The organism is Halomonas sp. LMYGS-3 (assembly GCF_059509875.1).
This window is the reverse complement of record NZ_JCAKFQ010000016.1, coordinates 52,377-73,448: the sequence shown is the minus strand read 5'-3', so window position 1 is coordinate 73,448 and position 21,072 is coordinate 52,377. Positions and strand designations below refer to the sequence as shown.

Genomic DNA, 21,072 nt, shown 5'->3' with positions numbered 1-21,072 from the left:
TGGCGTCAGCTGGCCTTGCGCCGGGTCATGATGCCCAGCACGGCGCAGGCCAGGCCGATCATCACCATCACCGCCACCACCCAGCCGGGGCTGTAGAAGGTGGTGTAGACCTCCCAGCCGGTGAGGCGCAGCAGATCGGAGAACCGGGTCGTCGCGCCGGCGAGATGGCCCCCCAGGGTGCCGGTGGTGGCGAACAGCAGCCCACCCATCAGCGCCAGGATCACCAGTACCCAGCGCCGGGCACCGTCGAAGGCGGCCGCGCCGGCGCGCCACACCAGCACGGTGAGCATGGTGTAGAGGCCCAGCGTCCACAGCGCCATCAGGACATGGTTGCGCGCCAGCGGGCTTGCCAGGTTGGCTTCCAGCGGCCAGACCAGGCTGCCGGTGACAATGGCGGCCAGGGCGCCGAGCAGGCTGAGCACCAGCACCGGCAGCAGGGCGGCGCGGCTGAGCTCGGCCAGGCGGCCGGGCAGCAGGGCGCCGACCAGGACCATCAGGGTGGCCAGCGCCCAGAACGCCTCCGGGAAATGGACGAGCATATGGTGCATACCGGTCATGAGCGGTCTCCTCGGCGAGTCGGGCGGAAGCTGGGCAGCAGGGCGAGGGTCACGCCGAGCATGGCGATCAGGCCGGCGATCAGGGTCATCCACCAGCGGGTGGTGATGGCGTCGTTGAACTCCCTCTCCACGCCGTAGAGCGCCAGCTGCTTCTCGCTGTGGCGGGGCCGCACCGGCTTGCCGGCGGCGATGTCCTCGGCTCCGGCATGGGCGCGGCTGGTCAGCAGCGGCCAGTCCACCTGGCCGGGGTAGAACAGGGTCATCTCGAACCAGTCGTCGCCCCACTCCGGTGAGTCGCCGTCGATGCGTTGGGCCTGGATGTCGGCATGACGGCCGAGCCCCAGCGAATGGGGATGCGAGACGTAGTGCCAGCGGCTGCCGGTGGCATTGCGATACACGGCGATGCCGATGTCGTAGACGCCCTGGTCACGGAAGGCCTTGTCGTCCAGTGGGCTGCGGGTATCCATGTCGCGTACCAGGGTCACGTCCCAGTGGCCCTCTTCCCAACGGGCCTGGCCGTGCACCGCGATGTCGCCGCGGGAGCCGGCGGGATCGCGCAGCAGGCGGCGCGGAATCACGTCGCCGTTTTGCCAGTCATGATCGGGGTCGAAGTCGGTGCGGTTGGCCTCGGACAGGTAGTAGAGGCCGTCGAAGTCGACCTGGCCGGACGTCACGTCCTCCCAGCGCAGCGCGCGCTGGCCGGTCTGGTCGGGGTCGAGCATCCAGAGCGGGCGGTTGTTGTCGGCGTCCCAGTTGGTGGTGTAGGGGCCGGTGCCGGCGTCGCTGTTGCGATACTCGCCGATCCACTGGTCGTCGGAGGCGCCGATGGGGTTGGAGCGTCCGGCGCGCCAGTGCCAGAGGTCGAGGAAGTAGCCGGCCTCGCGCTGGGTCGCCAGGACGTCGGCATCCACCACGCTGCGCCAGTCATGCTGGTCCGTCCGCGTGCCCGGCAGGTACTTGCGCACGTCGCTCTGGCCGAGTCGCTCGCCCAGGTGCGGATGGGCGGTGACCTCGGCAGGCGAGGCCGAGTCGCTGAAGAAGCGCATCCGGTCGCCGACGGTGATATAGCCGCCGTAGCGGCCGAAGTCCGGTACGCGACCGTCGTCGACCAGCATCGCCACCCGGTCCTCGTAGGTGCCGTCGGGATCGGGGCCGGCTCGTGAGCTGCCGTGACGGATCCATTCGCCGTCCTCGAAGCGCAGCATGTCGTGATAGACATGGGCGCGTTCGGCGGGCCAGCGGTAGCGGAAGAAGATCCGCTCGCCGTTGTAGGCCGCCTGCACCTGCAACGGCATGGTCAGCTCATCGGGAACATGGATGTTGCGCTCGAGGTCGTTGCCGACCACCCCGGTGCCCTGGGTGATCCAGGCCAGTCCGAGGGCGATCGGCAGGCCGAGGACCAGCCACGGGCCGGCACCCTTGTCATGACGTGCCATGTGATCTCCTGCATCATGGGGTAAGGGGATGTTGCTGAGTGTCAGTGTGGACCATGCACGCATGAACGACCTGACACAGATCAAGTCAGGCGTGACAAGCCGCCACATCGGTTGAATGTGCCGACCGATCCGCAACAATGAGCAGCAGAAGAGGGCGAGGAGGGACGATGCGACGCTACCCGAAGCCGGGCGATATCGCCCTGGTGGTGGCCCTGCTGGTGCCGCTGGCGGTGGCGCTGCCGCGGCTGGGCTGGCCGGGCGCCGAGGATGCCGGTGCCTGGCTGGGTTGGATCGGCCGCACCACGGGGATCCTGGGGCTCGCCATGCTGCTGCTGGCGGCGGCGGTGAGCATCCGCCTGCCGGGAACCGATCGCTGGTTCGGCGGGCTGGCGCGGCTGTGGCACCTGCACCACTGGCTGGGGTTCGGTGCCTTCATCCTGGTGATGATCCATGCCCTGGCGCTGGGTCTGGCAGCGGTGCCCCTCTCGCTGGAGGTGGCGGTGGTCACGCTCTTCCCGCCGGTTTCCCACGCTGCCGTCTGGCTCGGCTGGCTGGCGTGGCTGGCCATGGTGATCTTCCTGGCGCCGACTTTCGACTTCTTCGGCCGGCCCCATTACCAGCGCTGGAAGCGGCTGCATCTGGTCTCTGCCGCGGCGCTGGTGCTGGGCCTCGGGCACGCGCTGCCGCTGGCCGGAGAGACGGCACTGTGGTGGCTGCTGGGGCTGGCCGGGTTCGCCGCCATCGCCTGGCGCAAGCTGGTCTCGCCCCGAGTCGCGCGGCACGCCTACCGGGTCGAGGCGGTGACGCCCCTGGCGCGAGGTGTCGTGGAGCTGGTGCTCGCGCCGGAAGGAAAGGGCATCGAGCACGAGGCGGGGCAGTTCGTCTATCTCACGCCGCTGGACGAGACCCTCACCGCCGGGCGTGGCGAGGAGCACCCCTACACCATCGCCTCGGCGCCGGGGGACGCGCGGTTACGCATCGGCATCAAGGATCTGGGCGATGCCAGCCATGCCCTGCTGGGCGTGACCCCGGACACCCGGGTGCTGGTCGAGGGGCCCTACGGCGAGTTCTACGGTCGCCGCTTCCCCGAGCGTGACCAGCTCTGGCTCGGTGGCGGAATCGGCATCACCCCCTTCGTCGGCGGTGCCCGCGAGATCGCTGAGCGGGGCCTCGCCGAGGGGCGGGTGCACCTGGTCTACCTGGCCAACGGGCCGGATCGCGCCTACTACCTGGATGAGCTCGAGGCGATCGGCGCGCGGGTCGAGGGCTTCACGGGCACGCCTCACTTCTACCGCGAGCTGGGCCCTTTGACCGAAGCCTTCCTGCGCGAGCACTGCCCCGACTTCACCGAGCGCGAGATCTATCTCTGCGGGCCGCCGGCAATGAACGCACACCTGAAGCGACTGCTCAGCGCACAAGGCCTACCCGCCTCACGCATCCACAGCGAGGTCTTCGACTTCCTATGAACATCAACAAGATCGCCTACTCCGCCTTCATCGCCTTTCTGGCCAGCGTGCTGACCCTGGTCTCGATCCATGCATTATCGTCGGACGACGAGCGGGCTGCGCCGGACGGCGAGCGAGACATCACCCGGGAAGAACTCGCCGAGCACGACGCCGCCGAAAGCTGCTGGAAGGCGATCCACGGCCGGGTCTACGACATCACCGACTATGTGCCGCGGCACCCGACCGACGAGGCGGTGATCCTCGAATGGTGTGGTCGGGAGGCCACCGAGGGGTGGGCCAACAAGCGCCCCGGGGTGCCCCACAGCCCGCGGGCGGCGACCCTGCTCGAGGATTTCCTGATCGGTCGCCTGGTGGACGAGGCGGGCGAGCCGGTCGAGGCCCCGGAGGCGACAGCCGAGGCGCCGGAGGGCGTCCCCCTGTCGCCGGCCGAGGACGAGCGGCTGCACCGGGCGCTGCTGGGCCTGCCCCAGGACGGGCATTACCGCGGCGTGTTCACCGACCGTGGCGAGATTCAGGTCAACATCACCTTCGACGTGCGCGATGGGCGCTTCACGTCGATCGACTACCGTCACCTGGCCTATCGCGGTGTCGACTACCTGGCACTGGAGGAGGGTGACGACCACTACCCGGTGATGGTGCAGCATCGACAGATCGCCGAGCGCCTGGCCGGTGAGCCGGTGACCGCCATCTTCTCGCTCTACGAGCCGGAGCGGGTCGTCGACGACATCGACGGCTTCAGCGGCGCCACCCTGCGCGGCGCCAAGGTGATCTCGGCGATCCGCGACGGCCTCAACCGCGGGGTCTACGCCTGGCCTTGACCCCGGTCGTGGCGGGCAGGCTCGCCACGGAGAAGGATATGCGGTAAAGGTAATGGATTCATAACAACAACCACGGCCGGGAACTCCCGCATGCCTACTCCTTCCAGGCCTGCCGCCATCGCCGGCCATGACCGGGTCGCCGCCACGGTGAACCGGCCGATGCTGGAACGGCTGCTGGCCGTACCGCCGGTCGCCGGATTCAGCCGATGGCGCCGCTGGCCCATAGCCACAGCGCGATCAGGGCGAAGTGGCCGGGATACCAGGCGAGCCACAACCGACGTGGCATGGCGCTTGGCACCTCGGGGGTCAGGCGGTGGGCCCCGGCGGCCAGCCACAGCACCGCCAGGCAGGTGGCGACGGTGAACGACTTGGCCAGGTCGGAGCTGTTCATCAACCCGGCCACCACTAGCACGGGCACCGTGAAGGCCACCGCCGCCAGCCGTTCGGTGAAGGCGTCGCCGGCCTGGTGGAGGCGGTGCATGGCGAGCATGAACAGCGGAATCAGCAGCAGGCCGCGGTGGCTGTACTCGACCCATTCGCCCGCCAGGTACCAGACCGCCAGCGAGGCCGCCACACCCAGCGCCAGCCCACCGCGGCGCTGGCGGGCGAGTTGGTCGCGCAGCCAGGCGCCCCAGGCCAGCCCCGCGGCCAGGGTGAAGCAGACGTTGAGAATGAACGCATCCGAGGCCCGGGGCATCATCATGTAGGGCAACTGGGCCGCCAGGCCGATCACCAGAATGCGTCGGGCGTAGCGCAGCGGGTTGCGGGTATTGAAGAGGCCGTGCCAGGCAACCATGGCGGCGAACAGCGGGAAGGCGATGCGCCCGATGGAGGAGCCGGCCCAGCCGAGCTCCCAGTCGGTGGGGAGTGCATAGCGGGTCAGGTGATCGAGGGTCATGGTGGCGAGCGCCAGCCATTGCCCCCAGCCGGTCCAGCTGGAGGAGGGGCGGGCGGCGGCAGCCGCGGCGGCCTGGGCAGTCATCGTGACCTCCATGTGGTGATGACAGTGGTGAAGACAGGGGTGATGACGTCGGGGCAGACAGTGGCAGTGGACCGGGAAGCGGGCCCGGGAGTTCCCTCATGATGGCCGGCGCCGGCCGGGGTGAAGACGATGCGAAACGGTCTTGGATTCGACCTGCGCGGCCTGGAGATCTTCGTCGAGACGCTGGAGCGAGGCAGCCAGAGTGCCGCGGCGCGCCGCCTGGGACTCAAGCAGTCGTCGGTCTCGCAGAGCCTGGCCAACCTGGAGCAGGCGCTGGGCGTGGCGCTGTTCGAGCGCCATTCGCGGCCGCTGGAGCCGACCGGCGCGGGGCGCTTCTTCTACGATCGGGCCAAGCGCCTGCTCGACGAGGCCCGCTCCACGCGTCGCGAACTGGCCTCCGGCGCCTTCGGCCAGCTGCACCAGGTACGCATGGCGCTGGTCGACTCGCTGGCCACGGCAGTAGGGCAGCCGCTGATCGAGGTCATCCGGCGCCATACCGGTGACTATACGCTGACCACCGGCCTCTCCCATATGCATGGACACTCGCTGCTGACGCGACATGTCGACATCATCATCTCCGACGACCGCCTGGAGAACTATGATGGCCTGGAGCGCCATGCGGTACTCGGCGAGCCTTTTGTGCTGGTGCTGCCAGGTCACTGGGGCGGGCCGGTGGACAACCTGCGCTGGCTGGCACGGCAGATGGATTTCGTGCGCTATACCCCGCAGTCGCTGATCGGCCAGACCGTCGAGCGCCATCTGCGGCTCAACCGGCTGGAGCTGCCGGCGCGGCTGCATCTCGACAATACCTTCGCCCTGCTGCGCCTGGTCAGCGCCGGCGTGGGCTGGACCATCACCACGCCGCTGTGCCTCTACCAGGCGGGCTTCGCCGGCCTGCGCGTGAGCGTGGTGCGGCTGCCGATCGAGCCGCTGCGCCGCGAGCTGACCCTGGTGGCGCGTCGCGACGAGCTGGGTGGGTTGCCCGCGCAGCTGGCGCGGGACAGCCGGCGGCTGCTGGAGTGTCACTTCCGGGCCGATGTTGAACGCGAGCTGCCCTGGCTGGCGACGGAACTTCGCCTCGGCGACTGAGGCCGCGTCGCGTCCCCCCTTCCGTGATGCAAACCGGTGAAGTGGTGACCGGGGAGGGCGCCATGCGCGTGCACTATCGATTTTATCGATAACGAGAGCGTCGCCGGGATCGATGATCTTTGTGCTTCGTCGATCCTTCTGCTCAGACTGGAGCGATACGAATCGTTACCTGACACGAGGCGCTGCGACGTGATGCCAAGAACCATACGGCTCTATGTGCGCTGGGTGGATGCGTTCAACCGCCGGGTGGGGCGGATCATCATGTTCCTGGTCTTCGTGATGATCGGTGTGCTGCTCTTCGCCTCCGTCTCGCGCACCGCCTTCAACAGTCCGCTGATCTGGAGCGTCGAGGTGTCCCAGTTCCTGATGGCGGCCTACTATCTGCTGGGCGGCGCCTATTCGATGCAGCTGGCCTCCCACGTGCGTATGGACCTGTTCTACTCGCGCTGGTCGGATCGCACCCGCGCCGTCGTCGACGCCATCACCATCGTGCTGCTGTTCGTGTTCCTCGGTGCCCTGCTGGTCGGCGGGATCTCGAGTACCGAATATGCGCTTCGCTACGGCGAGAAGAGTTACACCTCCTGGGCGCCGCCGCTGGCGCCGATCAAGATCATCATGACCGCGGGCATCGTGCTGATGCTGCTGCAGAGCCTCTCGACCTTCTTCAAGGACCTCGCCCGGGCGTTCGGGGAGGCGCTCGAATGAGCTATCAGATGATCGCCCTGACGATGTTCTCGTCGATGATGCTGCTGCTGCTCACCGGACAGCGGGTATTCGGCGTGATCGGTTTCGTCGGCGCGGCCTCGGCGCTGCTGCTGTGGGGCACCGGCGGGGTCGAGATGCCCTTCAACGCGGCGATCCAACTGATGAACTGGTACCCGCTGCTGACACTGCCGCTGTTCATCTACATGGGTTACATGCTGTCGGAGTCGGGAATCGCCAGCGAGCTCTACGAGATGTTCCACGTCTGGATGGGCGCGCTCAAGGGGGGGCTGGCCGTGGGGACCATCGGCCTGATGGTGGTGGTCTCCGCGATGAACGGGCTGAGCGTGGCGGGCATGGCCATCGGCGCCACCATCGCCCTGCCGGAACTGCTGCGCCGCGGCTACGACAAGATCATGGTCACCGGAGTGATCCAGGCCGGGAGCTCGCTGGGGATCCTGGTGCCGCCCAGCGTGGTGCTGGTGCTCTACGGCATGATCGCCCGCCAGCCGGTCAGCCAGCTGTGGCTGGCCGGGGCGATTCCCGGGCTGATCATCGCTGCCCTGTTCGTCGTCTACATCGTCATCCGTTGCCACTTCCAGCCCCACCTGGGGCCGGCGCTGCCCGCGGAGGAGCGCCAGATGAGCCTCGCCGAGAAGCTCAGGCTGCTGCGTGCCGGCATCCTGCCGCTGTTGATCTTCTTCTTCATGACCGGCCTGTTCCTGATGGGGGTGACCAGCCTGGTGGAGAGCTCGGCGGTCGGGGCGCTGGCGGCGACGCTGGCGGCACTCGTCAAGCGGCGACTGAACTGGGCAGTGATCGAGGGCACCGTGCGCAAGACGCTGGGCATCAGCTGCATGTTCATGTGGATCATCCTCGCGGCGCTCTGCTTCGGTGCGGTATTCGATGGCCTGGGGGCGGTACGCGCCATCGAGGGCCTGTTCCTCGACCGCATCGGCATGAGCCCATGGCAGATACTGGTGATGATGCAGCTCTCCTACATCCTGCTCGGCATGTTTCTCGACGATACCGCCATGCTGGTGATCGTCGCGCCGCTCTACGTGCCACTGGTGATCAGCCTGGGGTTCGACCCGATCTGGTACGGGGTGCTCTACACCATCACCGTGCAGATCGCCTACATGACCCCGCCCTTCGGCTACAACCTCTTCCTGATGCGCGCCATGGCGCCGCCCGAGATCTCGCTGGGTGACATCTACCGCAGCGTCTGGCCCTTTGTCGGCATCATGCTGATCGGACTGGCGCTGATCACCGCCTTCCCGCAACTGGCGCTGTGGCTGCCGCAGCTCTATCGCGGCTACTGAGTCGCCGAGGCAACCACCGGACCCAGGAGGTGCCTTCACCCGACACGACCGCATGACATGGCTTGCCACACAACAAGCACAACCGCAGGAGAAGAGACCATGACCAACCGTCGCGACTTCCTCAAGAAGGCCGGGGTGGCCACCGCCGCCACGGTCGGCGCCGCCACCCTCGGCGCCCCCTACGTGCATGCCCAGTCACGCAGCCCGATTCGCTGGCGGCTGCAGACCTATGCCGGCCCGGCACTCGCCGAGCACGTCATCAAGCCCTCCATCGACGCCTTCAACCGGGCCGCCAACGGCGAGATGGAGATCGAGCTCTACTACTCCGACCAGCTGGTACCCACCGGCGAGCTGTTCCGTGCCATGCAGCGCGGCACCATCGATGCCGTGCAGAGCGACGACGACTCGATCAATGCGCCGGTCGATGTCTCGGTGTTCGGCGGCTACTTCCCCTTCGCTTCGCGCTACAGCCTCGACGTGCCGGCGCTGTTCCACCACTACGGCCTCAAGGAGATCTGGGAAGAGGCCTACGGCGAGATCGAGGGGGTCACCTGGTTGGGGTCGGGAGCCTGGGATCCGTGCAACTTCGTTACCCGCGACCCGATCCGCAGCATCGCCGATCTCGAGGGCAAGCGCGTCTTCACCTTCCCCACCGCGGGGCGCTTCCTGAGCCGTTTCGGCGTGGTACCGGTGACCCTGCCCTGGGAGGACATCGAGGTCGCCATGCAGACCCGCGAACTCGATGGCATCGCCTGGGCAGGCATCACCGAGGCCTACACCGTGGGTTGGGCCGACGTCAGCAACTACTACCTGACCAACAACATCTCCGGTGCCTGGTCGGGATCCTATTTCGCCAATACCGAGCGCTGGGAGGAGCTACCGGAGCATCTCAAGACCCTGTTCCGACTGTGCATGGACAGCTCCCACTACTATCGCCAGCACTGGTACTGGTGGGGCGAGGCACACTACCGTACCACCGGCGGCAAGCTCGAGCTGACCTCGATTCCCGAGGAGGAGTGGCAGACCATCGAGGACGAGGCGCTGGCGTTCTGGGACGAGATCGCCGCGGAGAGCGATCGCAGCGCCAGGCTGGTGCAGATCCTCAAGGACTATCGCCAGACCATGCAGCAGGCCGGCCCTCCGTATCGCTACGGTTGAGACCACGCCTGGGTGATGCTCGCCGTCGACGACACCGGACCGGCGCTGCCGTGATGTCGTCGAATCCTGAAGTCGCTGTGCCCCGGTGCCGATGCGGGGCGGCCTGTCACGATCGGCACCCGGGCCTAGGAGAACGCGATGCGCAGCGGTTTCGGCTTCGATCTGCGTAGCATGGAAATTTTCGTCGAGACCCTCGAGCGCGGCAGCCAGACCGCCGCGGCCGAGGCGCTCGGCCTCAAGCAGTCGTCGGTGTCCCAGAGCCTGGCCAATCTCGAGGCGGCACTGGGCGTGAGCCTGCTGAACCGGCACTCGCGCCCGCTGGAGCCCACCGGGGCCGGCCGCTTCTTCTACGACCGGGCCAAGCGCCTGCTGAACGAGGCCCGCTCCACGCGGCGCGAGCTGGCCTCGGGGGCCTTCGGCCGCCTGCACCAGGTGCGCATGGCCCTGGTCGACTCCCTGGCCACCGCGGTGGGCCAGCCGCTGATCGAGGTGATCAAGCGTCACACCAGCGACTACACCCTCACCACCGGCCTGTCGCACATGCATGGCCATGCCCTGCTGACGCGACATGTCGACATCATCATTTCCGACGACCGGCTGGAGAACTACGACGGCCTGGAGCGTCATGCCATCCTCGGCGAGCCCTTCGTGCTGGTGCTACCGGCCGACTGGGCGGGGCCGGTGGGCAACCTGTCCTGGCTGACGCGGCAGATGGATTTCGTGCGCTACACCCCACAGTCGCTGATCGGCCAATGCATCGAGCGGCATCTGCGGATCCACCAACTGGAATTGCCTGCCAGGCTGCACCTCGACAATACCTTCGCCGTGCTGAGCCTGGTCAGCGCCGGGGTCGGCTGGACCATCACCACGCCACTGTGTCTCTACCAGGCGGGGCTCGATCGCATGAAGGTGAGGATCGAGCCGCTGCCCACCGAGCCGCTGCGCCGTGACTTGACGCTGGTGGCCCGCCGCGACGAGCTCGGCGATCTGCCCTCGCAACTGGCGCGGGACAGTCGTCGCCTGCTGGAACGCCGCTATCGCGCCGAGCTGGAACGGCACCTGCCGTGGGTGCTGACGGAGGTCGTCACCTGATGACAGGACGCCTGCCGGCGCCGGACGGTCGCGGATCTCCCCCCCGCTATGGGCCTTGCCGATGGCGGCGCCGTCAGCGCGACCGATGCTGTTTGCGTAGCGTCTCGAAACCGCCTCACACTGCCGATATGCCCTGCTTCCGGTGGGGGCGGGCCTGGTGTTCCAGCAACCGTGTTCCAACACCTGTGCTCCAACAACAACGACAGACTGAGGAACGCTCGATGAGCCGAATGCAAGCGAGAGACATCAAGACCCCGGAAGAGGCCCGACGGATCGTCGAGGAGCGCGGCCTGAGCCACGTCAAGGTGGGCATGTTCGACATCGACGGCGTGATGCTCGGCAAGTACATGCGCCGCGACAAGTTCTTCTCGGCCCTGGCAGACGGCTTCGCCTTCTGCGACGTGGTGCTGGGCTGGGACAGCAAGGACGAGCTCTACGACAACGTCAAGTTCACCGGCTGGCATACCGGCTATCCCGATGCGCCGCTGAGGATCGTGCCTGACAGTTGCCGCGAGCTGTCCTGCGAGGGCAACGACATGCTGCTGTTCCTGGCCGAGTTCGATGGTCCGGCCGAAGCACTCTGCCCGCGTGGGCTGCTGAAGCGTGTCCTGGAGCGCGGACGTGGGATGGGGGTCGAGGCCTTCGGCGCGCTGGAGTACGAGTTCTTCCTGTTCCAGGAGACGCCGGAGTCGGTGCGCGAGAAGGGCTTTCGCCATCTCAGGCCGCTGACCCCGGACATGATGGGCTATTCGATGCTGCGCTCATCGGTGCACAGCGAACTCTACCATGAGCTGCTGGCGCTGTCGGAGGCCATGGATTTCCCGATCGAGGGGCTGCATACCGAGACCGGCCCCGGCGTGCTCGAGGCGGCGATCGGCGTCGACGGCGCCCTGGCGGCCGGCGACAAGGGCGCGCTGTTCAAGGCTTTCACCAAGGTCTGGGCCCAGCGCCGTGGCCTGATGGCCACCTTCATGGCCAAGTGGTCGCCCGACTACCCGGGCCAGAGCGGGCACATCCACCTGTCGCTGCGCGAGATCGACGGCGGCGCCTCGGCGTTCTTCGATGCCGGAAAGCCCTATCAGATGAGCGACGTGCAGCGCCACTTCGTGGCCGGGCAGCAGAAGCTGATGCCGGAATTCCTGGCCATGTTCGCCCCGACCATCAACAGCTACACGCGCCTGATTCCCGGCTTCTGGGCCCCCACCGAGGCCACCTGGGGGGTGGAGAACCGCACCACGGCGCTGCGCGTGATTCCCGGCAGCGACAAGTCGCAGCGCGTCGAGTACCGCCTCGGCAGCGCCGATGCCAACCCCTACCTGGCGCTGGCGGCGGCGATCGGCGCCGGTCTCCACGGCATCGAGAAGCGGCTCGAGCCCGACGAGCAGGTCAAGGGCAATGCCTACGAGCTCGACCACCCCGAACACCAGGCTCTGCCGCGGACCCTGTGGGAGGCCGCCCAGCGGTTGAAGGCCTCCGAGGCGGCCCGCGAGCTGTTCGGAGACGCCTTCGTCGAGCACTTCGCCGCGACGCGGGAGTGGGAGGAGCGGCAGTTCCGACAGCACATCACCGATTGGGAGTTGGATCGTTACTTTGAAATCATCTGAGCGCCCAGCAGGTGCCAGCGCTGCCGGTCCCTATGGGGTCAGACCCCGGCGGTGTCACGGGCTACGGGCTACGGGCTACGGGCTACGGGCGGCGCCGGGGGCAGGCACGAGCGAAGCTCATTCTTCAGGGATGAAGAATGGAGCGCCCAGGGAGGGGTTCACAGCGTCTTCGCGAGGCCTGTCGCCAGGATCGCCGCGCTGCCAGATGCCGCCTTCGAACTTAGAGACTGAGGTGTTATTGCATGGCCATACAGAAAACGATTTCCCCGGTCGACGGCTCGGTCTATGTCGAGCGCGAGCAGGCCGACCCGGCACGGATCGAGGCGGTGCTGGCGCGGGCGGTTGCGGCCCAGCGCGACTGGCGGGAGACGAGCCTCGCCGAGCGGGGCAGGTTGTGCTCGGCGATGGTCGATGCCTTCGTCGCCCGCCGCGATGAACTGGCCGAGGAGCTGACCTGGCAGATGGGTCGGCCGATCGCCGCCGCCGGCGGCGAGATCGGTGGCTTCGAGGAGCGCGCACGGACCATGATCGGCCTGGCCGAGACGGCGCTGGCACCGGTCGCGTTGCCCGACAAGCCGGGCTTCACCCGTTACATCACCCGTGAACCGCTGGGAGTGTCGTTCATCGTCGCGCCCTGGAACTTTCCCTTCATGACCGCGGTGAACGCCATCGTGCCGGCGATCATGGCCGGCAATACGGTGATTCTCAAGCACTCCGCCCAGACGCCGTTGTGTGCCGAGCGCCTCCAGCAGGACTTCGATGCCGCCGGTCTGCCGGCGGGGGTCTTCCAGCACCTTCACCTGGCGCACGGCGCCACCGAGGGACTGATTCGCGATTCGCGTATCGCGCATGTCTCCTTCACCGGCTCGGTGAGGGGCGGCGCCATGGTCGAGCGCAACACGGCGGGACGCTTCATCGCCACCGGCCTCGAGCTGGGGGGCAAGGACCCGGCCTATATCCGCGCCGATGTCGATCTCGACCGTGCCATCGAGGGGGTGATGGATGGCGCCTTCTTCAACTCCGGCCAGAGCTGCTGCGGCATCGAGCGCATCTACGTCCACCGCGAGATCTGCGACGCCTTCGTCGAGCGCGCGGTGGCCTGGGTCAGGCAGCTCAACCTCGGCAACCCCACCGATCCCGCGACCACCCTGGGGCCGCTGGTCAGGCCGGCGGCGGCCGACTTCGTGCGCGGCCAGGTCGAGGAGGCGGTCGCCGCGGGTGCCAGGGCCTGGATCGATCCCGGCGACTACCCGCTTTCCATCCCCGGCAGCGCCTATCTGGCGCCGCAGGTCCTGACCGGCGTCGACCACTCGATGCGGGTGATGACCGAGGAGAGCTTCGGCCCGGTGGTGGGGATCATGCCGGTGGATTCCGACGACCAGGCCATCGAACTGATGAACGACAGCGAGTTCGGCCTGACCGCGGCGGTTTTCACCCGCGACATCGCCGCCGGCGAGGCCATTGCCCGGCGCCTGGAGGCCGGCACCGTCTTCACCAACCGCTGCGACTACCTGGATCCCGAGCTGGCCTGGACCGGCGTCAAGCACTCCGGTCGTGGCTGCTCGCTGTCGCGCCTCGGCTACGAGACCCTGACGCGGCCCAAGTCGTTTCATTTGAAGCATGCATAAGTAGCTGGAAGCTGGAAGAGTGCCGCTTCGCGGCGGGAAACTGGAAGAAAACCCTGGATGCTGGTTTTGGTGGGCGCAGGCTTTTTTCGAGCTTCGAGCTTCGAGCTTCGAGCTTCGAGCTTCGAGCTTCGAGCTTCGAGCTTCGAGCTTACGACTATGACGAAACGAGGTCACCATGAGCCACGATATCGATTATTTCACCACCGGTTGGAACTATCCGGCCAATATCCTGACCGGTGCCGGGCGTATCCGCGAGCTGCCGAGCGCCTGCCAGGCATTGGGCATGACGGCCCCGCTGCTGATCACCGACCCGGGCCTCGCGGGACTGCCGATGGTCCGCGACTGCTTACGTGCCTGCGAGGAGAGCGGCCTGGGCATCGCCGTGTTCAGCGAGATCAAGGGCAATCCCACCGGCAGGAACGTGCTGGATGGCGTGGCGGCCTTCCGCGACGGCGGCCACGACGGCGTAATCGCCTTCGGTGGTGGCTCGGGGCTGGATGCCGCCAAGGCGGTGGCGCTGATGGCCAACCAGCGCCGCGACCTGTCGCTCTGGGCGCTGGAAGATGTCGGCGACAACTGGAAGCACGCCGACGGTGAGGCCATCGTGCCCATCGTCGCCGTGCCCACCACCGCGGGTACCGGCTCCGAGGTCGGCCGGGCCTCGGTGATCACCGACGAGGACGACCAGGTCAAGCGCATCATCTTCCACCCGGGCATGGTGCCGGCCACGGTGATCCTCGACCCCGAGCTGACCGTCGGCCTGCCGCCCGCGATCACCGCGGCCACCGGCATGGACGCGCTATCGCACTGCATGGAGGCCTGGTGTTCGCCGCGCTATCACCCCATGGCCGAGGGCATCGCCGTGGAGGGCATGCGCCGGATACGCGACTTCCTGCCGCGCGCCTTCAAGGACGGTGGCGATCGCGAGGCGCGCATGAACATGCTGGTGGCCTCGATGATGGGGGCGACCGCCTTCCAGCGCGGGCTGGGGGCCATGCACGCCCTGGCGCATCCGCTGGGGGCCCTGTACGACGCTCACCACGGCACCCTCAATGCCATCCTCATGCCCTATGTGCTGCGCGCCAACGAGCGCGCCATCGGCGAGCCGATGGTGCGGCTGGGACGCTATCTCGACCTGCGCCAGCCGGGTACCGCGACGGTGATCGACTGGGTGCTGGAGCTGCGCGAGCGGCTCGCGATCCCGCATACCCTGGCCGAACTCGACATCGATACCCGCCTGGCCGACAAGGTCGGGCAGATGGCGGTAGCCGATCCCTCCTCGGGTACCAACCCCATCGCCTTCGAGGCCGGTCAGTATCGCGAGCTCTTCGTCAAGGCCGTCGAAGGGCGGCTCTAGGCGGCATCAACAGCGAGGAGATTCATCGATGCGTATCGGACTTCTGCAATGCGACGACGTGGCGCCGGAGCTGCGCGACGTGCATGGCAACTATCCCGAGATGTTCCAGCGGCTGTTCTCATCGGTGGATCCGACCCTGACGTTCCGCGTCTGGCGCTGCCTCGACGGCGAGATCCCCGACGACATCGATGCCGTCGATGCCTGGCTGACCACCGGGTCGAAGTTTGGCGTCAACGACGGCCTGGCCTGGGTCGACACGCTGTGTGGCTTCGTGCGCGAGCTGTGGCACGCCGGCAAGCCGTTGGTGGGCATCTGCTTCGGCCACCAGCTGATCGCCAAGGCGTTGGGCGGCGAGGTGGTCAAGAGTCCGCGTGGCTGGGGGGTGGGGATATCGTTCAACCGGGTCACCGAGAATGCCGAGTGGATGGAGCCCTGGCAGCCGAGCCTCGATCTGGTGGTCAGTCATCAGGATCAGGTGGGTGCGCTGCCGCCGGAGGCGAGGGTGCTGGCCGGCAGCGACTTCTGTCCCGTCTATCTGATGCAGGTCGGCGACCACTTCCTCGGCGTGCAGGGTCATCCGGAGTTCGCCAAGCCCTACTCCCGGGACCTGATGCAGCTACGTCGCGAGCTGGTGGGGGCCGAGCGGGTGCGCGAGGGCCAGGCCTCGCTGCACGCTCCGGTGGACGATACCCTGATGGTACGCTGGATCCTGAACTTCATGAAGCGTGCCATGGAGGGTGGCGGAGATGACGGCTGACACGTCCTGGCAGTGGCCCATGGCAGAGCTCGGTAGCGCCACGGCCAACCTGATCCTGCTGGGCATCATCCTCAGCCTGAGCATCTTCGCCGATGCCGTGGCCAACCGCCTGCGCTTGCCGCGGATTTCGCTGCTGGTCGTGGTGGGCGTCGGGGTGGCGATCGTCCAGCAGTGGGGGCTGGGCCAGTCCGGGGCGCGGCCGCTGGACGGCCTGAGCGAGCCGCTGATTCAGGTCGCGCTGGTGATGGTCGCCTTTCTGCTGGGGGGCGAACTGACCCTGGAGCGGCTGCGCACCACCGGCCCGCTGATCGTGATCGTGTCGCTGGCGGTGATCGCCATGGGGGTGCTGTTCGTCGGTGCCGGCCTGCTGCTGCTCGGCTTCCCGCTGGTGGTGGCGGTGAGCCTGGCGGCCATCTCGGTGGCCACCGACCCGGCGGCGGTCAGCGAGACGATATACGAGAGCGGCGACACCCGCCTGCGGGCGCGCCTGCTGATGGGCATCGTCGCCATCGACGACGCCTGGGGGGTGCTCGTCTTCGGGCTGGCCATGGCGCTGCTCGGTTGGCTGCTCTCCGGCGACGGAGGCCTGGCGCTGATGCAGGCCGGTTGGGAGCTGGGCGGCGCCCTGGTACTGGGGGCCGCCGTGGGGCTGCCGGCGGCCTGGCTGACGGGGCGGCTGCGCCCGGGGGAACCGACCCAGGTCGAGGCGATCGCCCTGATCCTGCTGCTGGCCGGGCTCTCGACCTGGCTCGAGGTCTCGGCCCTGCTCGCGGCCATGATCGCCGGTGCCCTGGTGGCCAACCTCTCCACCCACCATACCCGCTCGTTCAACGAGATCGAGCATATCGAGTGGCCCTTCCTGGTGTTCTTCTTCGTGCTCTCCGGGGCCAGCATCGACCTGCGCCACCTGGGCGACGCCCTCTGGCTCACCCTGGCCTATATCGCCCTGCGCCTGGCGGGGCGCTACCTGGGCGGCGTGCTGGGAAGCCAACTGGTGCAGCTGCGCGGTACCCGCCTGCCCCATGACATCGGCCTGGCGCTGACCCCCCAGGCCGGCATCGCCATGGGCATGGCGCTGCTGGCGGTGGAGCGGTTTCCCGAGCAGGGTGCGCTCCTGCTGGCGGCGGTGGTGGCCTCCACCGTGGTCTTCGAGGTAGCCGGCCCGCTGATGGTCAGGCACGTGCTGCGCTGAGCAGTCGCAGGCCGTTGGCCACCACGATCAGGCTGGCGCCCATGTCGGCGAACACCGCCATCCACAGGGTGGCGTGACCGCTGAGGGCGAGCGCCATGAACACGGCCTTGATGCCCAGCGCCAGGACGATGTTCTGGACCAGCACCGCCCGGGTGGCCCGGGAGAGGCGCAGGAAGGTGGCCAGCCGACGCGGGTCGTCGTCCATCAGCGCCACGTCGGCGGTCTCGATGGCGGCGTCACTGCCGGCAGCGCCCATGGCGAAGCCGATGTCGGCCCGGGCCAGGGCCGGGGCGTCGTTGATGCCGTCGCCGACCATGCCGATCGTGCCGGCTCCGGCACGCGCCTCGATCATCGCCAGTTTCTCCTCGGGCAGCAGGGCACCGTGGGCCTCGTCGATGCCGGCGTCGGCGGCGATGGCGGCGACGCTGGCCGGGTTGTCGCCGCTGAGCATCAGCGTCTTCACGCCCTGGGCGTGCAGGTCGGCGATGGCCTCGCGGCTCTCGGGCTTGAGCGGGTCGCTCACCGCGAACAGGGCCAGCGGTTGATCTCCCTCACCGAGGATCACCAGCGTCTCGCCACGGCTCTCGTGGGCGCCAAGGCGCGCTTCCAGGGCCTCGCCCGGTTGGGTGAAGCCTGAAAGCAGGCGGCGGTTGCCGAGCCAGACGGGACGTCCGTCGAGCGTGGCGGTGACGCCGCAGCCGGGCCGCTCGTTGACGGCCTCGATGGCCAGTGGCGCGATGCCCTCGTCCCGTGCGGCACGGGCCAGGGCCCGGGAGACGGGGTGGCCCGAGCGCTCGGCGAGCCCGGCGGCCAGTGCCCGCAGCCGACGGCGTTCCTCCTCGTCGACGGTCTCGTCCAGCGGCTGCCAGTGGCTCTGGCTCGGCTCGCCGCGGGTCAGGGTGCCGGTCTTGTCGAAGGCCAGGGTGCGCAGGCGACGGCCCTGCTCGAGGAAGGTCCCCCCCTTGATCAGGATCCCGGCCCGTGCCGCCGCCGAGAGGCCGCTGACGATGGTCACCGGGGTGGAGATCACCAGGGCGCAGGGGCAGGCGATCACCAGCAGTACCAGGGCGCGGTAGACCCCTTCCAGCCAGGTGACACCGAGCAGCCAGGGCGCCAGCAGGGCGGTGAGCACGGCGACGGCGAACACCGCCGGGGTGTAGACGGCGGCGAAGCGGTCGATGAAGCGCTGGGTGGGGGCGCGGCTGGCCTGGGCCTGTTCCACGGCGTGGATGATTCGCGCCAGGGTGGTGTCGGCGGCGACCCGCGTGGTGCGGTAGGTGAACTCGCCGTCGCGGTTGACGGTGCCGGCGAAGACGGTGTCGCCCGGGGCCTTGTCCACCGGCAGGCTCTCGCCGGTGATGGGGGACTCGTCCAGCGCCGGGTGGCCGAGCTCGATCTCGCCATCCAGCGCGATGCGCTCGCCGGGGCGTACCCGGACCCGACTCCCGGTGGGGACCGCGGCGGCGGGCTGCAGGGCGTAACGGCCATCGGCCTGTTCCACCGTGGCCTGCTCCGGGGCCAGCGAGAGCAGTTCGCGGATGGCGTTGCGGGCGCGGCCCAGGGAACGTGCCTCGATGCGCTCGGCCAGGGTGAACAGCACGATCACCATGGCCGCCTCGGCCCAGTGACCGATCAGCAGGGCGCCGGTCACCGCCACGCTCATCAGCGCGTTGATGTTGAGGGTGCGATGACGCAGGGCGATGAAGCCCTTCTTCCAGGTCGGCAGGCCCACCATGGCGATGGCCACCAGCGCCAGCAGGGCGGGTAGCCAGGGGGAGGCCAGCGCCAGCCATTCGCCCACCTCGGCGGCCAGCGCCACCAGAGCGGCGGCCCCGAGCTTCCACCAGTTCTCCTCGCCGCTGGCGACTTGCGGGCGGCGGGTCGGGTCGAGGGCCTCCGGCGTCATGCCGGTGGAGGCGATGCGCCGACGGATCGCGTCCTCGTCGACGTCGCGGTGGTGGACGGTCAGCACCCGTCCGATCAGGTCGAAGTCCAGCCGTTCGATGCCCGGCATGCCCTCCAGTGCGCGGCGCAGCAGGGCCTCTTCGGTGGGGCAGTCCATCGCCTCGATGCGCAGGCGCAGCGAGTGGGCGTCCCGTGGCGGCGCGCTCGGCCGCTCCGGGGCGAGGGTGGTGTCGGTGGTGGTGCAGCTCGAGCAGCAGGATCGTTCGGCCATGGATAGGGCTCCGTGTCATCGTCTATGCTGATGACACACCCTGTAGCGGCTACAGGGTCAAGCGGCAATGCTGTGCTATAGCCAGTTCTTGTGCTTGAAGTACAGGTACGGCGAGATGCCGGCAATGGCCATCAGGCCGAGGGCGAAGGGATAGCCGACGGGCCAGGACAGCTCGGGCATGATGTTGAAGTTCATGCCGTAGATGCTGGCGATCATCGTGGGCGGCAGGAAGACCACGGCGGCGATCGAGAAGGTCTTGATGATCTGGTTCTGCTGGATGTTGATGAAGCCCTGGGTGGAATCCATCAGGAAGTTGATCTTGTCGAACAGGAAGGCGGTGTGGGTCATCAGCGTATCGACGTCGCGCTTGACCTCGCGGGCCGTTTCCTGGAGTTCGGCATGGCCGTGCAGGTGGCGGATCAGGAAGGACATCGAGCGCTGGGTGTCCATGAGGCACAGACGGATCTTGCCATTGCTGTCCTCGAGCTTGGCCAGTTGGTCGATGGCATCCTCGAGGTCGGCGTCATCCTCCTCCAGCACCAGGTGGCTGACGTCCTCGAGCTTGCGGTGAACGTCTTCCAGGGTATCGGCGAGGTTTTCCACCTTCTGCTCGAAGATCGTCAGCATCAAGCTCTGTGCCGAGTCGGCTTCCACCTGGCCACTGCGGGCCCGCAAGCGGAGCAGGCGGAAGTCGGCGAGTTCGGTGTCCCGGAAGGTGATCAACCGTTCGGGCTGCAGGATGAAGGCGACGGTGGTGTTGCCGTGGCGTCCCTCGCTCTGCGACAGGAACAGCGAGTGCACGTGAATGCCGTCGGCGTCGACGAAGTAGCGCGCCGATGACTCGATCTCCTCGACGTCGTCGGTGGCCGGCAGTTCATCGGCCAGGAAGGCATTGAGCCGCTCGCGCTCGTCCTCGTCGGGTTCGTGGGCATCGATCCAGGTCGCCTGGGCCAGGCGCTCGGACAGTGGCCGGGTGTCCTCGGTGACTTCCTGGATGGTCCGGCGCTTGAGCTGGAAGGTGCGAATCATCGTCGTCCCTGGAGCGACTGGTTGGGTTTGCCCAGATTAGGCGTTTACGCCCATCAGGCCAATCACGATGGTCGAGCCGACCTCGCGTAACGTCTGGTGGTTCACTGTTGCGGAGCACATACCCTATAGTGACTATAAGGTAGGTAGTGACTGTAAGGTAGGGCGACCGGAGGCGTGAGGCATGAAGATCGGTGAGCTGGCCACCCGCACGGGGTGCGCCGTGGAGACCATTCGCTACTACGAGCGCGAGGGGCTGCTGCCCGAGCCGGCACGCAGCGACGCCAACTACCGGCTCTACGCCGAGGCGCACACCCAGCGGCTACGCTTCATCCGCCACTGTCGCGCGCTGGACATGACGCTGGACGAGATCCGCACCCTGCTGGACTACCACGATCACCCTCGCCAGCCCTGCGATGCCGTCAACGGCCTGATCGATGACCACCTGGCGCACGTGGAGGCGCGCCTGGCCCAGCTCCAGGCGTTGCGCGAGGCACTGGTCAACCTGCGTTCGCGCTGCAGCGGCGAGGCGGACTCCGGCCACTGCGGGATCCTGCAGGAACTGTCCCAGCCGTTGCCCGCCGAGGAGTCGCCCGAACTGCTCGACAGCAGCCATGTGCCGGGGCCCCATCGCGGCGGCTGAGTGCCTGACACGATGCCCCCGGCCGACGGCCGGGGGCAGGCGGGTGAGTCACCATCGTGTGGCGGCT

The 21,072-nt window shown here is 67.9% G+C and carries 18 protein-coding genes; 13 read left to right on the top strand and 5 right to left on the bottom strand.

The window, feature by feature from the left end:
* Positions 1–5: 5 nt before the first annotated feature.
* Positions 6–557, bottom strand: coding sequence for a DUF2231 domain-containing protein (locus AC5W54_RS14990; protein ID WP_495962891.1), 552 nt, complete (start codon positions 555–557; stop codon positions 6–8).
* Positions 554–2,056 (bottom strand): ethylbenzene dehydrogenase-related protein, encoded by a 1,503-nt coding sequence (locus AC5W54_RS14985; RefSeq protein WP_495962890.1) that lies wholly within the window; start codon positions 2,054–2,056, stop codon positions 554–556. The genes AC5W54_RS14990 and AC5W54_RS14985 overlap by 4 nt, the downstream gene beginning before the upstream one ends.
* Positions 2,057–2,160: 104 nt before the next feature.
* Between AC5W54_RS14985 and AC5W54_RS14980 the strand changes: the two genes are divergently transcribed.
* Both AC5W54_RS14980 and AC5W54_RS14975 read left to right on the top strand, forming a co-directional pair.
* Positions 2,161–3,459: a ferredoxin reductase family protein gene (locus tag AC5W54_RS14980; RefSeq protein WP_495962889.1), complete on the top strand. Its 1,299-nt coding sequence runs from the start codon at positions 2,161–2,163 to the stop codon at positions 3,457–3,459.
* The gene (locus AC5W54_RS14975; protein WP_495962888.1) at positions 3,456–4,277 is read left to right on the top strand and encodes a cytochrome b5 domain-containing protein; all 822 of its coding nucleotides are present in this window, start codon (positions 3,456–3,458) and stop codon (positions 4,275–4,277) included. The genes AC5W54_RS14980 and AC5W54_RS14975 overlap by 4 nt, the downstream gene beginning before the upstream one ends.
* 199 nt (positions 4,278–4,476) lie before the next feature.
* Here the strand turns inward: AC5W54_RS14975 and AC5W54_RS14970 are convergent, their stop codons facing one another.
* Entirely contained in the window at positions 4,477–5,259 is a 783-nt protein-coding gene (locus AC5W54_RS14970) for a TraX family protein (protein ID WP_495962887.1), read from the bottom strand.
* A gap of 129 nt (positions 5,260–5,388) precedes the next feature.
* On the opposite strand from AC5W54_RS14970, the gene AC5W54_RS14965 reads away from it, so the two are divergent.
* From AC5W54_RS14965 to AC5W54_RS14920, 10 genes are all read left to right on the top strand, one after another.
* On the top strand, positions 5,389–6,348 hold the full coding sequence (locus AC5W54_RS14965; protein WP_495962886.1) for a LysR family transcriptional regulator: 960 nt from the start codon (positions 5,389–5,391) through the stop codon (positions 6,346–6,348).
* Positions 6,349–6,540: 192 nt separating this feature from the next.
* Positions 6,541–7,053, top strand: coding sequence for a TRAP transporter small permease subunit (locus AC5W54_RS14960; RefSeq protein ID WP_495962885.1), 513 nt, complete (start codon positions 6,541–6,543; stop codon positions 7,051–7,053).
* Positions 7,050–8,372, top strand: coding sequence for a TRAP transporter large permease (locus AC5W54_RS14955; protein ID WP_495962884.1), 1,323 nt, complete (start codon positions 7,050–7,052; stop codon positions 8,370–8,372). Before AC5W54_RS14960 ends, AC5W54_RS14955 begins: the two co-directional genes overlap by 4 nt.
* Before the next feature lie 99 nt (positions 8,373–8,471).
* On the top strand, positions 8,472–9,530 hold the full coding sequence (locus AC5W54_RS14950; RefSeq protein WP_495962883.1) for a TRAP transporter substrate-binding protein: 1,059 nt from the start codon (positions 8,472–8,474) through the stop codon (positions 9,528–9,530).
* A 138-nt stretch (positions 9,531–9,668) separates the two neighbouring features.
* The gene (locus AC5W54_RS14945) at positions 9,669–10,622 is read left to right on the top strand and encodes a LysR family transcriptional regulator (RefSeq protein WP_495962882.1); all 954 of its coding nucleotides are present in this window, start codon (positions 9,669–9,671) and stop codon (positions 10,620–10,622) included.
* Positions 10,623–10,843: 221 nt separating this feature from the next.
* Positions 10,844–12,226 carry a glutamine synthetase family protein gene (locus AC5W54_RS14940; protein ID WP_495962881.1) on the top strand — a complete coding sequence of 461 codons (1,383 nt, stop codon included), beginning with the start codon at positions 10,844–10,846 and terminating at the stop codon, positions 12,224–12,226.
* Between the two features lie 242 nt (positions 12,227–12,468).
* Positions 12,469–13,854, top strand: coding sequence for an aldehyde dehydrogenase family protein (locus AC5W54_RS14935; RefSeq protein WP_495962880.1), 1,386 nt, complete (start codon positions 12,469–12,471; stop codon positions 13,852–13,854).
* A gap of 175 nt (positions 13,855–14,029) precedes the next feature.
* The gene (locus tag AC5W54_RS14930; protein WP_495962879.1) at positions 14,030–15,211 is read left to right on the top strand and encodes an iron-containing alcohol dehydrogenase; all 1,182 of its coding nucleotides are present in this window, start codon (positions 14,030–14,032) and stop codon (positions 15,209–15,211) included.
* Between the two features lie 28 nt (positions 15,212–15,239).
* A complete protein-coding gene (locus AC5W54_RS14925; RefSeq protein ID WP_495962878.1) occupies positions 15,240–15,968 on the top strand; it encodes a glutamine amidotransferase-related protein in 729 nt (242 codons plus the stop codon).
* Complete coding sequence (locus AC5W54_RS14920; RefSeq protein ID WP_495962877.1) at positions 15,958–17,160, top strand: cation:proton antiporter; 1,203 nt, start codon at positions 15,958–15,960, stop codon at positions 17,158–17,160. The genes AC5W54_RS14925 and AC5W54_RS14920 overlap by 11 nt, the downstream gene beginning before the upstream one ends.
* On the opposite strand, the gene AC5W54_RS14915 is transcribed toward AC5W54_RS14920, so the two are convergent.
* The gene (locus AC5W54_RS14915) at positions 17,141–19,336 is read right to left on the bottom strand and encodes a heavy metal translocating P-type ATPase (RefSeq protein ID WP_495962876.1); all 2,196 of its coding nucleotides are present in this window, start codon (positions 19,334–19,336) and stop codon (positions 17,141–17,143) included. The genes AC5W54_RS14920 and AC5W54_RS14915 overlap by 20 nt on opposite strands.
* A 75-nt stretch (positions 19,337–19,411) precedes the next feature.
* The gene (gene corA, locus AC5W54_RS14910) at positions 19,412–20,365 is read right to left on the bottom strand and encodes a magnesium/cobalt transporter CorA (RefSeq protein ID WP_495962875.1); all 954 of its coding nucleotides are present in this window, start codon (positions 20,363–20,365) and stop codon (positions 19,412–19,414) included.
* A gap of 181 nt (positions 20,366–20,546) precedes the next feature.
* Here corA and cadR point away from each other — a divergent pair, with 181 nt between their 5' ends.
* Positions 20,547–21,005, top strand: coding sequence for a Cd(II)/Pb(II)-responsive transcriptional regulator (gene cadR, locus AC5W54_RS14905; protein ID WP_495962874.1), 459 nt, complete (start codon positions 20,547–20,549; stop codon positions 21,003–21,005).
* Positions 21,006–21,072 lie beyond the last annotated feature (67 nt).

Excerpts from the sequence above, each read along its gene's own strand:
- AC5W54_RS14990 (WP_495962891.1), bottom strand. The coding sequence starts at position 557 with ATGACCGGTATGCACCATATGCTCGTCCATTTCCCGGAGGCGTTCTGG.
- AC5W54_RS14985 (WP_495962890.1), bottom strand. The coding sequence starts at position 2,056 with ATGCGTGCATGGTCCACACTGACACTCAGCAACATCCCCTTACCCCAT.
- AC5W54_RS14980 (WP_495962889.1), top strand. The coding sequence starts at position 2,161 with ATGCGACGCTACCCGAAGCCGGGCGATATCGCCCTGGTGGTGGCCCTG.
- AC5W54_RS14975 (WP_495962888.1), top strand. The coding sequence starts at position 3,456 with ATGAACATCAACAAGATCGCCTACTCCGCCTTCATCGCCTTTCTGGCC.
- AC5W54_RS14970 (WP_495962887.1), bottom strand. The coding sequence starts at position 5,259 with ATGACTGCCCAGGCCGCCGCGGCTGCCGCCGCCCGCCCCTCCTCCAGC.
- AC5W54_RS14965 (WP_495962886.1), top strand. The coding sequence starts at position 5,389 with ATGCGAAACGGTCTTGGATTCGACCTGCGCGGCCTGGAGATCTTCGTC.
- AC5W54_RS14960 (WP_495962885.1), top strand. The coding sequence starts at position 6,541 with ATGCCAAGAACCATACGGCTCTATGTGCGCTGGGTGGATGCGTTCAAC.
- AC5W54_RS14955 (WP_495962884.1), top strand. The coding sequence starts at position 7,050 with ATGAGCTATCAGATGATCGCCCTGACGATGTTCTCGTCGATGATGCTG.
- AC5W54_RS14950 (WP_495962883.1), top strand. The coding sequence starts at position 8,472 with ATGACCAACCGTCGCGACTTCCTCAAGAAGGCCGGGGTGGCCACCGCC.
- AC5W54_RS14945 (WP_495962882.1), top strand. The coding sequence starts at position 9,669 with ATGCGCAGCGGTTTCGGCTTCGATCTGCGTAGCATGGAAATTTTCGTC.
- AC5W54_RS14940 (WP_495962881.1), top strand. The coding sequence starts at position 10,844 with ATGAGCCGAATGCAAGCGAGAGACATCAAGACCCCGGAAGAGGCCCGA.
- AC5W54_RS14935 (WP_495962880.1), top strand. The coding sequence starts at position 12,469 with ATGGCCATACAGAAAACGATTTCCCCGGTCGACGGCTCGGTCTATGTC.
- AC5W54_RS14930 (WP_495962879.1), top strand. The coding sequence starts at position 14,030 with ATGAGCCACGATATCGATTATTTCACCACCGGTTGGAACTATCCGGCC.
- AC5W54_RS14925 (WP_495962878.1), top strand. The coding sequence starts at position 15,240 with ATGCGTATCGGACTTCTGCAATGCGACGACGTGGCGCCGGAGCTGCGC.
- AC5W54_RS14920 (WP_495962877.1), top strand. The coding sequence starts at position 15,958 with ATGACGGCTGACACGTCCTGGCAGTGGCCCATGGCAGAGCTCGGTAGC.
- AC5W54_RS14915 (WP_495962876.1), bottom strand. The coding sequence starts at position 19,336 with ATGGCCGAACGATCCTGCTGCTCGAGCTGCACCACCACCGACACCACC.
- corA (WP_495962875.1), bottom strand. The coding sequence starts at position 20,365 with ATGATTCGCACCTTCCAGCTCAAGCGCCGGACCATCCAGGAAGTCACC.
- cadR (WP_495962874.1), top strand. The coding sequence starts at position 20,547 with ATGAAGATCGGTGAGCTGGCCACCCGCACGGGGTGCGCCGTGGAGACC.